This window comes from Mucilaginibacter agri (assembly GCF_009928685.1).
GTDB classification, from domain to species: Bacteria; Bacteroidota; Bacteroidia; order Sphingobacteriales; family Sphingobacteriaceae; genus Mucilaginibacter; species Mucilaginibacter agri.
Genome location: NZ_WWEO01000038.1, coordinates 1 through 15,719, shown reverse-complemented (window position 1 = coordinate 15,719; position 15,719 = coordinate 1). Strand labels below are relative to the sequence as shown.

Genomic DNA, 15,719 nt, shown 5'->3' with positions numbered 1-15,719 from the left:
CTTTGATTCGAAACGGTTCTGCACACTATTAAAGACCATCTCCGGCTGATTCTGATGGCGAGTATTCTGCCTTACTATTACGGAATTGATTGATGCGGCTGCTGTTAAACTAACTCCAAAGCCCAATCCCTTTCCAACAAAAAAAGGCTTCCCGGTAAATCGGGAAGCCTTTTAATTATTATAAGCTTTTTGATTAAGCCTCTACGTCTTCTGTTTTAGAAGCCATCAGGCGATCAAATTCTTCTTGTGAACCTACACGTACGTTGTCGTAGATACGCATACCTGTACCTGAAGGGATTAAGTGACCTACGATCACGTTCTCTTTCAGACCAAGCATTTTATCGCGTTTACCTGCGATGGCGGCTTCGTTAAGTACTTTAGTAGTTTCCTGGAACGATGCTGCTGAGATAAACGATTTAGTACCTAATGATGCACGGGTGATACCTTGTAACAACGGACTTGATGTTGCTGCAATGGCGTCGCGTACTTCAACCAGTTTCATGTCTTTACGTTTCAGCACAGAGTTTTCATCGCGCAGTTTACGTAATGATACTATCTGGCCAGCTTTCAGGCTAGTTGAATCACCCGGCTCAACAACAACTTTCTTGTCGAAAATATCGTCGTTCTCGGTCATGAAATCCCAACCATCTACTGCTTCTTTCTCTAAGAAACGGGTATCTCCCGGATCCTCGATCTGTACTTTCTGCATCATCTGGTGTACGATAACCTCGAAGTGTTTATCGTTGATCTTCACACCCTGTAAGCGGTAAACTTCCTGAATACCGTTAACAAGATACTCTTGTACAGCAGCAGGGCCTTTAATAGCTAAGATATCGGCAGGTGAAATAGAACCGTCTGACAATGGCATACCAGCTTTGATAAAGTCATTATCCTGTACCAGGATGTGCTTAGAAAGTGGTACCAGGTATTTTTTAACCTGTCCGTCTTTTGATTCGATAGTTATTTCACGGTTACCACGTTTTACACCGCCTAAGGTTACCACACCATCAATCTCGGTCACAACGGCCGGGTTAGATGGGTTACGAGCCTCAAACAATTCTGTTACGCGTGGTAAACCACCTGTAATATCTCGTGTTTTACCGGTTGAACGAGGAATTTTAGCAATTACCTGTCCGGTTTGTATTTTCTCATTCTCGTCAACCGCAATGTGTGCGCCTACCGGAATGTTGTAACCTTTAATAATGTTACCCATGGTATCGGTAATCTGAATCACAGGGTTTTTAGTTTTATCCCTGGTATCGATGATTACTTTCTCGCGGTGACCGGTTTGCTCATCAGATTCTTCACGGAAAGTGATACCCTCTAATACGGCGTCAAACGAAGCTTTACCCGCAAATTCTGAGATGATAACCGCGTTGTACGGATCCCATGAACAGATACGGTCGCCTTTGGTAACTTTAGCACCATCATTTACATACAGGTATGAACCGTATGGAATATTGTTGGTTACAATTACTTTATTGCTGCCTTCTTCGATGATGCGGAACTCGCCCGAACGACCTAAAACAACCTGTACCGGTCCGTCTTCAGCAGTTTGGTATTCAACAGTACGTACGTTCTCAAATTCAATGATACCCTCGTAACGAGCATTGATCTGAGACTCGGCCGCGATGTTAGATGCGGTACCACCCACGTGGAATGTACGAAGTGTTAACTGTGTACCCGGCTCACCGATTGACTGTGCTGCAATTACACCCACAGCTTCACCGCTTTGTACACGTTTACCTGATGCCAGGTTACGTCCGTAACAAAGGGCGCAAACACCGCGTTTGCTTTCGCATGCCAGTACCGAACGGATCTCGATACCTTCTAACGGAGAGTTCTCGATAGCTTTACCAATCTCTTCGGTAATGTCCTGACCTGCACCAACTAATAAATCGCCGGTGATAGGATCATGCACATCGTGCAGAGAGGTACGGCCTAAAATACGATCGTATAATGGCTCAACGATATCCTCGTTATCTTTTAATGCTGTAGTGAAAATACCACGTAAAGTTCCGCAATCTGTTTCACCAACAATCATATCCTGGGCAACATCATGCAAACGACGGGTTAAGTAACCAGCATCCGCAGTTTTCAACGCCGTATCCGCCAAACCTTTACGAGCACCGTGGGTAGAGATAAAGTACTCTAATACCGACAGACCTTCTTTAAAGTTTGATAAGATCGGGTTTTCAATGATCTCGCCACCTGAACCTGATTTCTGAGGCTTAGCCATCAAACCACGCATACCTGCAAGCTGACGGATCTGCTCTTTAGAACCACGTGCCCCAGAGTCAAGCATCATGTAAACAGAGTTGAAACCTTGGTTATCGTTAGACAGGATGTCCATTACATTCGCAGTTAAGCGGTTGTTGATACGTGTCCAGATATCGATAATTTGGTTGTAACGCTCGTTGTTGGTGATGAAACCCATGTTATAGTTACCCATAACCTCTTCTACCTCTTTAGAAGCAGATGCGATCAAAGTAACTTTTTGCTCAGGGATGTTAACATCCTGTAAGTTAAATGATAAACCACCACGGAATGCCATTTGGAAACCTAACTCCTTAATATCATCAAGGAACTGGGCTGCGCGTGCCATACCGGTGTTTTTAACAACTTCACCAATAATATCACGAAGCGATTTTTTGGTCAGCAACTCATTGATGTAACCTACTTCTTCTGGTACGTGTTGGTTAAACAATACACGACCTACAGTAGTATCGATCAATTTATTAACGATGCTGCCATCGCGTTCTTTAACATTTGCTTTAACCTTAATAAAGGCGTGAAGGTCTACTTGTTTCTCATTGTAAGCAATGATAACCTCTTCTGCAGAGTAGAAAGATAAACCTTGTCCTTTAACAACACGTTTCTCGTCAGTTTTGCGGCCTTTAGTAATGTAATAAAGACCTAAAACCATATCCTGTGAAGGTACTGTAATAGGTGTACCGTTGGCAGGGTTCAAAATGTTGTGCGAAGCAAGCATCAGGATCTGGGCTTCCAAAATTGCAGCGTTACCTAGTGGTACGTGAACTGCCATCTGGTCACCGTCAAAATCCGCGTTGAATGCTGTACAGGTTAATGGGTGTAACTGGATCGCTTTACCTTCAACCAATTTAGGTTGGAAAGCCTGGATACCTAAACGGTGCAACGTAGGCGCACGGTTTAATAACACAGGGTGACCCTTTAATACGTTTTCCAGAATGTCCCAAACTAATGGGTCTTTACGGTCAACGATCTTTTTGGCAGATTTTACCGTTTTAACCACACCTCTTTCGATCATTTTACGAATGATGAATGGTTTAAACAGCTCAGCAGCCATATCTTTTGGTAAACCGCACTCGTGCAGTTTCAAGTTAGGACCTACAACAATTACCGAACGTGCAGAGTAATCGACACGTTTACCCAGTAAGTTTTGACGGAAACGACCTTGTTTACCTTTCAGGATGTCTGAAAGTGATTTTAAGGCACGGTTACCCTCAGTTTTAACGGCGTTTACTTTACGTGAGTTATCAAATAAAGAGTCAACCGCTTCCTGAAGCATACGTTTTTCGTTACGTAAAATTACTTCCGGTGCTTTGATCTCGATCAAACGTTTTAAACGGTTGTTACGGATAATTACACGACGGTAAAGGTCATTCAAATCCGAAGTAGCAAAACGGCCACCTTCAAGAGGTACTAATGGACGTAACTCTGGCGGGATAACCGGAACGATCTTAACGATCATCCACTCTGGATTGTTGTCGATACGTGTACGCGCATCACGGAATGCTTCAACAACTTGTAAGCGTTTTAAAGCTTCGTTTTTACGTTGTTGAGAAGTTTCATTAGCAGCCTGGTGACGTAAGTCGTAAGACTGTTGGTCAAGATCAAGGCGTTTTAATAATTCTTCTAACGCTTCGGCACCCATTTTAGCCACAAACTTCTGTGGGTCCTTATCGTCAAGGTATTGGTTTTCTTTTGGTAATGTATCTAAAACATCCAGGTACTCTTCTTCAGTCAGGAAATCCATTTTAGAGATTCCGTCTGCTTCTTTAATACCAGGTTGGATAACTACATAACGCTCATAGTAAATAATCAGGTCGAGCTTTTTAGTTGGCAAGCCCAGTAAATAACCGATCTTGTTTGGTAAAGAACGGAAATACCAGATATGCGCAACCGGAACCACCAGGTTAATGTGGCCCATACGCTCACGACGTACTTTTTTCTCGGTTACTTCAACACCGCAACGGTCGCACACGATACCTTTGTAACGGATACGTTTGTATTTACCGCAATGGCACTCATAATCTTTAACCGGACCAAAAATACGCTCGCAAAACAAACCATCACGCTCAGGCTTGTAAGTCCTGTAGTTGATGGTTTCGGGTTTTAAAACTTCACCGCTTGAACGCTCCAGAATAGACTCCGGAGAGGCTAAGCTGATGGTAATGCTGGTAAAGTTACTTTTGATTTTATTATCCTTTTTGTAAGACATAGTCTCCCTTTGTTTTAATATTTGAATGACTGATTTAGCGAATAAGTGACCTAATCACTATTTGCACGTAGAAGTTAACAAAGGATCGGATAATTGCTTACCCGATCCTCCACTAATTCAATTCATTATTCTAATGTAATATCTAAACCTAAACCTCTTAACTCATGAACCAATACGTTGAATGATTCTGGTACCGAAGGAGTTGGTAGATTTTCGCCTTTAACAATGGCTTCGTAAGTTTTAGCACGTCCGATTACGTCATCCGACTTCACAGTCAGGATTTCCTGAAGGATGTTAGCCGCACCGAATGCTTCCAGTGCCCAAACCTCCATCTCACCAAAACGCTGACCACCAAACTGTGCTTTACCACCCAATGGCTGTTGTGTGATAAGTGAGTACGGACCGATTGAACGGGCGTGCATTTTATCATCAACCATGTGACCCAGTTTCAGCATGTAGATAATACCTACGGTAGTTGGCTGATCGAAACGCTCACCTGTTAAACCATTGTGCAGGTAAGTACGGCCTGTTGCCGGTAAGCCTGCTTTAGCAATCCACTCTTCTACCTCTGCATAGCTTGCACCATCAAAGATAGGAGTTGCGAATTTCATGCCCAGCTCTTTACCTGCCCAGCCTAATACGGTTTCATAGATCTGACCTAAGTTCATACGTGAAGGTACACCCAGTGGGTTCAACACGATATCAACCGGCGTACCATCTTCCAGGAACGGCATATCCTCGTCACGTACAATACGTGCAACGATACCTTTGTTACCGTGGCGGCCCGCCATTTTATCACCTACTTTTAACTTACGCTTTTTAGCAATGTAAACTTTAGCCATTTGAACAATGCCAGATGGAAGCTCATCACCTACGCTGATCGCAAATTTATCGCGACGGTAAGCACCAAGCTCTTCGTTTACTTTGATACCGTAGTTATGCAGTAATAATTTGATCTGATCGTTTTTATCATCATCAGTAGTCCATTTAGTTGGGTTGATATTTTCATATGCAAGCTCAACCAGAATTTTCTGAGTGAATTTAACGCCTTTCGGTACAAGCAGTTCTTTATAAACGTTAAATACACCTTGTGATGTTTTGCCGTTTACGATTTCGAACAACTTCTCGATCAACGTATTCTTTAAATCTTTGATCGCTTTATCGTGCTTGTTATCCAATTTCTCCAGCTGCATTTTTTCTTCAGATTTTGAAGTCTTTTTAGCACGAGAGAATAATTTGGTATCAATAACCACACCTGCGATAGATGGAGGAGTTTTTAAAGACGCATCTTTAACATCGCCCGCTTTATCACCAAATATGGCACGTAAAAGTTTCTCTTCCGGTGAAGGGTCTGATTCACCTTTAGGGGTGATCTTACCGATCAGGATATCGCCTTCTTTAACCTCGGCACCTACACGGATGATACCGTCTTCGTCAAGGTCTTTAGTAGCTTCTTCAGATACGTTAGGGATATCAGCAGTTAACTCTTCTTCACCACGTTTAGTGTCACGAACTTCAAGTTCAAACTCTTCTACGTGGATAGAAGTAAAGATATCCTGCGATACAACACGCTCAGAAATTACGATCGCATCCTCAAAGTTATATCCTTGCCAAGGCATGAACGCGACTTTTAAGTTACGGCCCAGTGCAAGCTCACCATTTTGGGTAGCATAACCTTCAGACAATACTTGTCCTTTTAAAACTCTTTCGCCTTTTTTAACAATTGGCTTCAAGTTAATGGTTGTGCTCTGGTTGGTTTTCTTGAACTTGGTTAAGCGGTAGCTTTTGCTATCGCCATCGAAAGACACCAAACGGTCGTCTTCGTTACGATCATATTTAATACGGATCTCGTTAGCATCAACATACTCAACCACACCATCGCCTTCGGCGTTGATAAGGGTACGAGAGTCTTTTGCTACACGGCCTTCCAAACCAGTACCAACGATAGGAGCTTCCGGACGCAACAAAGGCACTGCCTGGCGTTGCATGTTAGATCCCATCAAGGCACGGTTAGCATCATCATGTTCCAAGAACGGAATCAGCGAAGCCGCGATAGAGGTGATCTGGTTAGGTGCAATATCCATTAAGTCCAGACGCTCTGGCTCAATAACCGGGAAGTCACCTTCGAAACGTGCTTTAACACGTGGGTTAGCAAAAACACCGTTATCATCATAATGGGCATTAGCCTGGCCGATGGTTTTACCATCTTCATCCTCTGCCGATAAGTAAATTACTGGTTCCTGAACTTCAACTTTACCATCAACTACGCGTTTGTACGGAGTTTCGATAAAGCCTAAGTTGTTGATCTTAGCGTGTACGCAAAGTGAAGAGATCAAACCGATGTTTGGTCCCTCTGGAGTTTCGATAGTACACAACCTACCGTAGTGGGTGTAGTGAACGTCACGAACCTCGAAACCTGCACGCTCACGTGACAGACCACCTGGACCTAAAGCTGACAGACGACGCTTGTGCGTAATCTCTGCCAGTGGATTGGTTTGGTCCATAAACTGTGATAACTGGTTAGTTCCGAAGAACGAGTTGATCACAGAAGATAGTGTACGTGCATTGATAAGGTCTGTTGGTGTGAACACCTCGTTATCACGAATGTTCATACGCTCGCGGATGGTACGTGCCATACGTGCTAAACCTACACCAAACTGTGCATAAAGCTGCTCGCCTACCGTACGAACACGACGGTTTGACAAGTGATCGATATCATCCACCTCAGCTTTAGAGTTGATCAGTTTGATCAGGTATTTAACGATAGCAATAATATCCTGCTTGGTTAAAACCTTAGTTTCGTTTGAAGTTTCTAACTTCAGTTTACGGTTGATGCGGTAACGACCTACATCGCCCAGATCATATCTTTTATCAGAGAAGAATAAACGATCGATGATACCACGAGCAGTTTCCTCATCAGGTGGTTCGGCGTTACGTAACTGACGGTAGATGTGCTCAACCGCTTCTTTCTCCGAGTTCGAAGTATCTTTTTGTAAAGTGTTGTATATAATGGTATAATCACCGCTGGTAGAAGCATCTTCCTTATTAAGGATAATGGTTTTCACACCTGCATCGATGATCATGTCAATATGGTCGTCTTCCAGCACGGTTTCGCGCTCAAGGATGATCTCGTTACGGTCGATAGATACTACTTCACCAGTATCTTCGTCCACGAAGTCTTCAACCCATTTTTTAAGCACCCTTGCAGCAAGCTTACGGCCGATGAATTTCTTCAGGCCAGATTTGCTTACTTTAACTTCGTCGGCAAGTTCAAACAATTCTAAGATGTCTTTATCCGAATCGTAACCGATAGCACGAAGTAAGGTAGTAACCGGGAATTTCTTTTTACGGTCGATATAAGCATACATTACGTTGTTAACGTCTGTAGCAAACTCAATCCATGAACCTTTGAAAGGGATAACACGGGCAGAGTATAATTTAGTACCGTTGGTGTGGCGGCTCTGACCAAAGAACACACCTGGTGAACGGTGTAACTGAGATACGATTACACGCTCGGCACCATTGATAACGAATGTACCTTTAGGAGTCATGTACGGGATAGTACCCAGGTACACGTCCTGTACAATGGTTTCAAAGTCTTCGTGCTCTTCATCATTACATGATAAGCGCAGCTTGGCTTTTAACGGAACACTGTAAGTTAATCCGCGTTCGATACACTCTTGTATATCATAACGTGGCGGGTCAATAAAGTAATCAAGAAACTCTAAAACAAAGATGTTTCTTGAATCTGAGATCGGGAAGTTCTCAGCAAACACTTTAAACAAGCCTTCGGTATGACGGTTGTCTGAAGTGGTTTCCAACTGAAAGAATTCCCTGAAAGATTGCAACTGAACATCCAGAAAATCAGGGTAATCAATTACGTGCCTGCTGGTTGCAAAGTTTACTCTTTGATTATTGTTGTTTGCCAAGGGATTATAATTTAAGTTTATTTATTCGATAGACTTGAGATGTGAGATATGAGCCTGGAGAAAACATCTTGTTTAACTCACATCTCACATTCAAAATCTCATATCTCATTAAATGAGAACCATATAAATAGCAATAGACCCCGACCAAAAAAGGTCGGAGTCTTATGCTTAAGGCTAACGCCTGAAGTTAAAATTATTTAACTTCAACAACAGCGCCTGCTTCTTCTAATTGCTTTTTAAGTGATTCAGCTTCTTCTTTAGATACACCAGCTTTTAATTCTTTAGGTGCACCGTCAACTAAATCTTTAGCTTCTTTTAAGCCTAAACCAGTTAAGTCTTTAACAAGTTTTACAACTGCTAATTTCTGACCACCAGCTTCTTTCAAGATAACATCAAAAGATGTTTGCTCAGCAGCAGCTGCAGGAGCATCGCCACCAGCAGCAGGAGCTGCAACAGCTACTGCAGCAGCAGCTGGCTCAATACCGTACTCATCTTTAAGGATCTGAGCTAATTCGTTAACTTCTTTTACTGTTAAGTTTACTAACTGTTCAGCAAACGATTTTAAATCTGCCATTTTATTTAAATTTTTCTTAATTACGTAATTTTTAAATCGAACTTTATAGGTGTTCGGTTAACCTTCTCTTTCTTGTAATGTTTTAACAAGTCCTGCAATTGTGTTTCCGCCTGATTGTAGAGCAGAAATAACATTCTTAGCAGGAGATTGTAATAAGCCAACGATCTCACCGATCAATTGCTCTTTAGATTTCAATGCAACTAATGCATTTAATTGATCATCGCCAATAAAGGTTGATGAATCGATGTAAGCTGCTTTTAAAACTGGTTTATCACCTGCTCTTCTAAGTTCTTTGATCAGTTTTGCCGGAGCAGTAGCTGATTTTGAGAACATGATAGATGATGCACCTTTTAAAACGCCGTATACATCTTCAAAGTCGCCACCAACAGCTTCCATAGCTTTACGGATAAGGCTATTTTTAGCTACTTTAATGGTAATGTCACTTTCGAAACATTTGCGACGGATCTTGTTGATCTTTTCAACTGACAGGTCTGAAGTATCAGTAATATAAAAATTACCGAACTCTCTCATCTGATCAGCAAGAGCAACAACTAGGTCGTTTTTTTCTTCTCTGTTCATGATTAAATTCCTGCTACTGATTTAGTTTCAACTGTGATTCCTTGCGACATTGTAGAAGAGACGTGAATGCTCTTAAAGTATGTTCCTTTTGCTGAAGAAGGTTTTAATTTAGAGATAACCTGCAATACTTCTAATGCATTCTCATAAATCTTCTCAGGTGCGAAAGATACTTTACCTATTGAGGCGTGGATGATACCGGTTTTGTCAACCTTGAAGTCGATTTTACCACCTTTTACATCAGTTACTGCCTGACCCACGTTAGGGGTTACAGTACCTGATTTAGGGTTAGGCATTAAGTTACGTGGACCCAGGATACGTCCTAGTCTACCTACTTTAGCCATAACGCTAGGCATAGTGATAATGATATCAACATCAGTCCATCCGCCTTCTATTTTAGCAATATAGTCATCCAAACCTACAAAATCAGCACCTGCATCTTTTGCTTCTTGTTCCTTATCAGGAGTACAAAGCACCAATACACGTACAGTTTTGCCGGTTCCATGAGGTAAAGTTGCGATACCACGCACCATTTGATTGGCTTTACGTGGATCAACACCTAAACGTACATCGATATCAACAGAAGCATCAAATTTGGTAGTGGTTATATCCTTTACCAAAGCCGTAGCTTCTTGTAATGTGTACGATTTGTTAGCCTCAATTTTGGAGAGTACTGCTTTTTGATTTTTTGTTAATCTAGCCACTTTCTTTAACTGATTTGTGTTAATTAATTATTCCAGGGTGCTGTACCAGATACGGTAATTCCCATACTGCGTGCAGTACCAGCCACCATTTTCATGGCAGACTCAACTGTGAATGCATTTAAGTCAGTCATTTTATCTTTGGCGATAGTTTCAACCTGATCCCAATTTACATTGGCAACCTTTTTACGGTTTGGCTCTGCCGAACCACCTTTTAAACCAGCAACTTCCAATAATTGGATTGCTACCGGAGGTGTTTTGATGATAAAATCAAAAGACTTGTCTACATACACAGTAATAACTACAGGAAGCACTTTACCAGGTTTATCCTGGGTACGCGCATTAAACTGCTTGCAAAACTCCATGATGTTAACACCTTTTGCACCCAATGCAGGGCCAATTGGTGGCGATGGATTTGCCGCGCCGCCTTTCACTTGTAGCTTTACTAACGCACCGACTTCTTTTGCCATTTTACTTAAATTTATTTGTACTTAATGTTAGTAAGTGGAAGCTCTGTAACATTTAAAACACTCTTCGTTGGTATCAAGTATTCAGTATCAAGTATCAAGACCCTTTACCTATTCTTTTAACCTATATTTTTTGCTTCGCTTATACTAGTATCCTTGTATCTCGATACTTGATACTAACTACTCGCTACTAATTATTCTTTCTCTACCTGCATGTAATTCAATTCGAGCGGCGTACGACGACCGAATATCTTTACCATTACTTTCAGTTTCTTTTTCTCTTCGTTCACCTCTTCGATAACACCGCTGAAACCGTTGAAAGGACCATCCATTACCTTAACGTTTTCGCCAACGTAGTATGGTACATTCATGGTTTCGCCTTGTGTGGTCATCTCGTCAACCTTACCTAAAATACGGTTAACTTCGGCCTGGCGAAGTGGAATTGCATTTCCGGCTTTATCACCCAGGAAACCAATAACGCTGTTTATATTTTTAATGATGTGCTCAAGCTCACCATCTAAAGCAGCTTCCATTAATACATAGCCCGGGAAAAAGTTACGCTCTTTAGCGATCTTTTTACCATCACGCATCTGGTAGTACTTTTCGGTAGGTATTAACACCTGGGGTACTAAATGCGAAAGGCCCAAACGATTAATTTCGGCATCTAAATATTGTTTAACTTTCTTTTCTTTCCCGCTAATGGCCCTAACCACGTACCATTTTAAATTTTCACTCATTCGTATCCTTTAATATTAAGTAAGTGAACTATAAAACTGCTTGATTAAATAACCAATAATCTGGTCCATACCAAAAATTACAGCTGAAATAATAACAGCTGCAACCAATACTAACACTGCGCTGTTTTGCAGCTCGCGCATGGTTGGCCATGTTACCTTTTGCGTTAACTCTTCGTAAGAGCCTTTGATATATTCAGCTACGTTAGACATTTTTGTTATTTATTCAAAGTTATTAAGCACGGGAACAAGGATTCGAACCCTGATCAAAGGTTTTGGAGACCTCTATTCTACCGTTGAACTATTCCCGTGTATTATTAAGAAAACATAAGTCTGCAGTTGTTACACGTGCAGACTTACGTTTCTAATTAACCTTTTGAAATTTCTTATTTCAAAATTTCAGTTACCTGACCAGCACCTACTGTACGACCACCCTCACGGATAGCGAAACGTAGACCTTTTTCCATTGCGATTGCGTTGATCAAAGAAACAGTGATCGTAACGTTATCACCTGGCATAACCATTTCTACACCTTCTGCTAAGGTAATTTCACCTGTAACGTCTGTAGTACGGAAATAGAATTGTGGACGGTATCTGTTGAAGAATGGAGTGTGACGACCACCTTCAGCTTTTGATAATACGTATACTTCGGCTTTGAAATCTGTGTGTGGAGTTACTGAACCTGGTTTGCAAATAACCATACCACGACGGATAGTTTCTTTATCAATACCACGTAACAATAAACCTACGTTGTCACCTGCTTCACCTCTATCAAGGATCTTGCGGAACATTTCAACACCAGTTACAGTTGATTTTAAGTTTTCTGCACCCATACCTAAGATATCCACAGCGTCACCAGAGTTGATAACACCACGCTCGATACGGCCTGTTGCTACAGTACCACGACCAGTGATTGAGAATACGTCCTCAACTGGCATCAAGAAAGGAAGGTCAGTTAAACGTGGAGGGATTGGAATGTAGCTATCTACAGCATCCATTAACTCCATAATTTTTTCAACCCATTTTGGTTCTGCGTTTAAGCCACCAAGAGCTGAACCTTGAATAACAGGAATATCATCACCAGGGAAATCGTAGAATGATAATAACTCACGGATTTCCATTTCTACTAATTCTAATAGTTCTGGATCATCAACCATGTCAACTTTGTTCATAAACACAACTAATGAAGGCACACCTACTTGGCGAGACAACAGGATGTGTTCACGAGTTTGAGGCATTGGACCATCAGTAGCTGCAACAACGATAATTGCACCGTCCATTTGAGCAGCACCAGTAACCATGTTTTTCACGTAATCCGCGTGACCTGGACAGTCAACGTGTGCATAGTGACGGTTAGCAGTAGAGTACTCAACGTGAGCAGTATTGATAGTAATACCACGCTCTTTTTCTTCAGGAGCAGAGTCGATTGAATCGAATGAACGAGCTTCTGAAAAACCTTTGTCAGCCAAAACTTTAGTGATAGCTGCGGTAAGGGTTGTTTTACCGTGGTCAACGTGACCGATTGTACCGATGTTTAAGTGCGGCTTGCTGCGGTCAAACTTTTCTTTTGCCATGATTTATAAAATGTTTGTAGGTTAATTTTCTATTTAAATTGTTGCTTTATATTGCTATAAAACTCCGAGCCAACGAAGGGATTTGAACCCTTGGCCTCTTCCTTACCAAGGAAGTGCTCTACCCCTGAGCTACGTCGGCTTATGTTTTTTGCTCAGGTTATTAGTTATTATATGTTATTAAGTTACTTCGACACTAATCTTTCTAAACCTAATAACTCAGTAACTTAATAACCTACCGAGCGGAAGACGAGGTTCGAACTCGCGACCTATAGCTTGGAAGGCTATCGCTCTACCAACTGAGCTACTTCCGCAAACAATGAGTGGGTTAGTGAAGGACTGGGTTAGTGAATAAAAACTCACTTACTCACTCAATCAACAACTCACTCATTGATGTTTGTGGGGAGAGGAGGATTCGAACCTCCGAAGTCGTAAGACAGCAGATTTACAGTCTGATCCATTTGGCCGCTCTGGAATCTCCCCATCGAAACCTTTTGTGTGTTTCGGGTCGCAAATATGAACTTTTAATTTCATATTACAAATCGAAAATCAAAATTTTCTGAGCCTCCTATCGGGATCGAACCAATGACCTACTGATTACAAGTCAGTTGCTCTACCAGCTGAGCTAAGGAGGCTTTTATTACTATTTTAAAGAACACCTTTTGTTGTCTTCATCTTTCGTTGATGACCTTCTCAAAAGGGAATGCAAATCTACACATTTTTACTCCAGAACAAAATTTTTTTACAAAAAAAATCGACGGGCGTAAAACCCGTCGATTTTGGCCATTTTAAAGGCCTTTTTATCTTTAATATTCGTCTTCCAGTGCTGTTGCAGTAAGCACCACTTTCGCGGCTGTTTCTGCTGCAGCGGCTTTTTTCTGCTTGTGTCGTTCAATCTGGCGGCGCAAACTTTCTACTGCCAAGTCTGTGGCTTCTTCAAAACTTTTGCACTTTTCTTTTACAAATAACTGGCTACCAGGTATCAGGCATTTGATCTCCGTTATTTTATTTGATTCATCCTCTACATTCTCCAATTTCAGGTATACTTCGCCGCTAATTATCTTATCATAAAATTGGTCGAGCTTATTTACTTTCTTCTGTATAAAGTCTAACAATTTTTTGTCGGCGTTGAAATGAATTGACTGAACTGAAATTTTCATGTTTCCTCCTTGTTTAAGCCTTTGGATGGGCCAGTTTATAAATAGATTTTAAACGTTCCACTGAGTTGTGGGTGTAAACTTGGGTTGCACTGAGGCTTGCATGCCCTAACAATTCTTTAATAGCGTTTAAATCGGCTCCTTTATTTAGCAATGTGGTTGCAAAGGTATGCCTGAGCACGTGGGGGCTTTTTTTATCCTGTGTTGATATGCCTGACAGATATTTATGCACTATTAAATAAATTAGTTTCGGATAAGCATCGGCTCCCTTATTTGTAACGATTAGCGTTAACGATTTGTTATTAAAAATTTCACTTTTTTTTAACCCTATGTAATCGGCCAGCAGGGCCTTTAGCTGGGTGTTTACCGGAACCAGGCGTTCTTTATTACGCTTCCCCAGTACTTTTATAGTACCCTCGTAAGAGTTATAATCAGTCTCTTTAATGCCCAAAAGCTCGGCCAGGCGAATACCGGTACCAAACAGTAGTTCTATTACCAGCTTATCGCGCATGCCTTTAAAGTCGGGCGTAAAAATATCCTCGCCATCCAGCATTTTAGATAGCTTCTCATCCTCTACCACAACGGGCAATTGCTTAGAAATTTTAGGTGTTTGCACGCGCGATGCAGGATTTGCCTCAATCAGTTTTTCCTGCACCAGAAACTTAAAGTATTTGCGTAGCGTGGCAATCTTTCGGTTAACGGTACGCGCGCTGCGGTCGTCATTCATCAGCTCCACAATCCAGTTGCGGATATGGTGATGGGTTATTTCGGTAAGTTCAAGTTCGGGAGTTTGGCTCAGGAAGGCAAAAAATTGCTCCAGATCGTTTTGGTAAGCGGTCACCGTGTGCGCAGAGTAGCGCTTTTCGTGCTGAATGTAGTGGATAAACCGCTCTAAAAACATAAAAACTACTTATACATTGAGAAATTCAATGTACAAATAGTTTTAATATTTAGATAAACAAAGTGTAAATTTTACAAAGTTGTAAAATTACGCCTGGTCTAAGTTCATGTTTTGTTTGTAGATCGCATGTTTGATCTCGTGTCTGCGGGAAACAGACTTTTTCTCGAATGCCTGACGACTGCGTAGTTCGCGCAATACACCGGTTTTCTCAAATTTCTTTTTGAAGCGTTTTAACGCTTTGTCTAAAGATTCTCCGTCTTTAATGTTTACTATAATCATATACCCTCATACCTCCTTTCAGGGACGGCAAAGATAAGTGAATTATTTGATTTTCAAAATAATATCAGGAAGTAAAATTTAGAGATGAGATTCGAATAGTTATTACCGCTCCATTTGTCATTCAGAACGATAGTGAAGAATCTTATTGGAAGTGTTTTCTGTCCCTGCAGGGTCTCTCGCAGAGGACCCTGCAATACTTAGCAATAAGTCTGTCCTGAAGCGCAGGGTCCTCCGTGAGAGACCCTGCGAAAGCGGAATGGTCGGCGACAACACCAACCATATGCTGAAAAATGGTAATTAGCTTGAAGTTCTGTTGTCTTGATTCTTGTCTCTCGATTCTTGATTCT

Annotated in this window: 12 protein-coding genes and 5 tRNA genes; all 17 read right to left on the bottom strand. The window is 41.5% G+C overall.

The window, feature by feature from the left end:
- Positions 1-193: 193 nt before the first annotated feature.
- On the bottom strand, positions 194-4,483 hold the full coding sequence (gene rpoC, locus GSY63_RS03375; RefSeq protein ID WP_166584412.1) for a DNA-directed RNA polymerase subunit beta': 4,290 nt from the start codon (positions 4,481-4,483) through the stop codon (positions 194-196).
- 125 nt (positions 4,484-4,608) lie between these two features.
- Positions 4,609-8,412, bottom strand: a complete 3,804-nt coding sequence (rpoB, locus tag GSY63_RS03370) for a DNA-directed RNA polymerase subunit beta (RefSeq protein WP_166584411.1) — start codon at positions 8,410-8,412, stop codon at positions 4,609-4,611.
- 193 nt (positions 8,413-8,605) lie between these two features.
- Complete coding sequence (gene rplL / locus GSY63_RS03365) at positions 8,606-8,986, bottom strand: 50S ribosomal protein L7/L12 (protein ID WP_166584410.1); 381 nt, start codon at positions 8,984-8,986, stop codon at positions 8,606-8,608.
- 57 nt (positions 8,987-9,043) lie between these two features.
- Positions 9,044-9,565, bottom strand: coding sequence for a 50S ribosomal protein L10 (gene rplJ / locus GSY63_RS03360; protein ID WP_166584409.1), 522 nt, complete (start codon positions 9,563-9,565; stop codon positions 9,044-9,046).
- A 2-nt stretch (positions 9,566-9,567) separates the two neighbouring features.
- The gene (gene rplA, locus GSY63_RS03355; RefSeq protein ID WP_166584408.1) at positions 9,568-10,266 is read right to left on the bottom strand and encodes a 50S ribosomal protein L1; all 699 of its coding nucleotides are present in this window, start codon (positions 10,264-10,266) and stop codon (positions 9,568-9,570) included.
- Between the two features lie 23 nt (positions 10,267-10,289).
- Positions 10,290-10,733, bottom strand: a complete 444-nt coding sequence (gene rplK, locus GSY63_RS03350) for a 50S ribosomal protein L11 (protein ID WP_166584407.1) — start codon at positions 10,731-10,733, stop codon at positions 10,290-10,292.
- Positions 10,734-10,924: 191 nt separating this feature from the next.
- Positions 10,925-11,467: a transcription termination/antitermination protein NusG gene (nusG, locus tag GSY63_RS03345; protein ID WP_166584406.1), complete on the bottom strand. Its 543-nt coding sequence runs from the start codon at positions 11,465-11,467 to the stop codon at positions 10,925-10,927.
- 15 nt (positions 11,468-11,482) lie between these two features.
- Positions 11,483-11,677, bottom strand: coding sequence for a preprotein translocase subunit SecE (gene secE, locus GSY63_RS03340; protein ID WP_166584405.1), 195 nt, complete (start codon positions 11,675-11,677; stop codon positions 11,483-11,485).
- A 27-nt stretch (positions 11,678-11,704) separates the two neighbouring features.
- A tRNA-Trp gene (locus GSY63_RS03335) sits at positions 11,705-11,775 on the bottom strand.
- Between the two features lie 75 nt (positions 11,776-11,850).
- Positions 11,851-13,038 (bottom strand): elongation factor Tu, encoded by a 1,188-nt coding sequence (tuf, locus tag GSY63_RS03330; RefSeq protein WP_166584404.1) that lies wholly within the window; start codon positions 13,036-13,038, stop codon positions 11,851-11,853.
- Between the two features lie 67 nt (positions 13,039-13,105).
- A tRNA-Thr gene (locus GSY63_RS03325) sits at positions 13,106-13,177 on the bottom strand.
- 99 nt (positions 13,178-13,276) lie between these two features.
- A tRNA-Gly gene (locus GSY63_RS03320) sits at positions 13,277-13,349 on the bottom strand.
- An 86-nt stretch (positions 13,350-13,435) separates the two neighbouring features.
- A tRNA-Tyr gene (locus GSY63_RS03315) sits at positions 13,436-13,518 on the bottom strand.
- 79 nt (positions 13,519-13,597) lie between these two features.
- Positions 13,598-13,670: transfer RNA gene (locus GSY63_RS03310), tRNA-Thr, on the bottom strand.
- Positions 13,671-13,841: 171 nt separating this feature from the next.
- The gene (gene hpf / locus GSY63_RS03305; protein WP_166584403.1) at positions 13,842-14,195 is read right to left on the bottom strand and encodes a ribosome hibernation-promoting factor, HPF/YfiA family; all 354 of its coding nucleotides are present in this window, start codon (positions 14,193-14,195) and stop codon (positions 13,842-13,844) included.
- Positions 14,196-14,208: 13 nt separating this feature from the next.
- A complete protein-coding gene (locus tag GSY63_RS03300; protein ID WP_166584402.1) occupies positions 14,209-15,093 on the bottom strand; it encodes a tyrosine-type recombinase/integrase in 885 nt (294 codons plus the stop codon).
- Between the two features lie 87 nt (positions 15,094-15,180).
- A complete protein-coding gene (rpsU, locus tag GSY63_RS03295) occupies positions 15,181-15,372 on the bottom strand; it encodes a 30S ribosomal protein S21 (RefSeq protein WP_074487938.1) in 192 nt (63 codons plus the stop codon).
- Between the last annotated feature and the right edge of the window lie 347 nt (positions 15,373-15,719).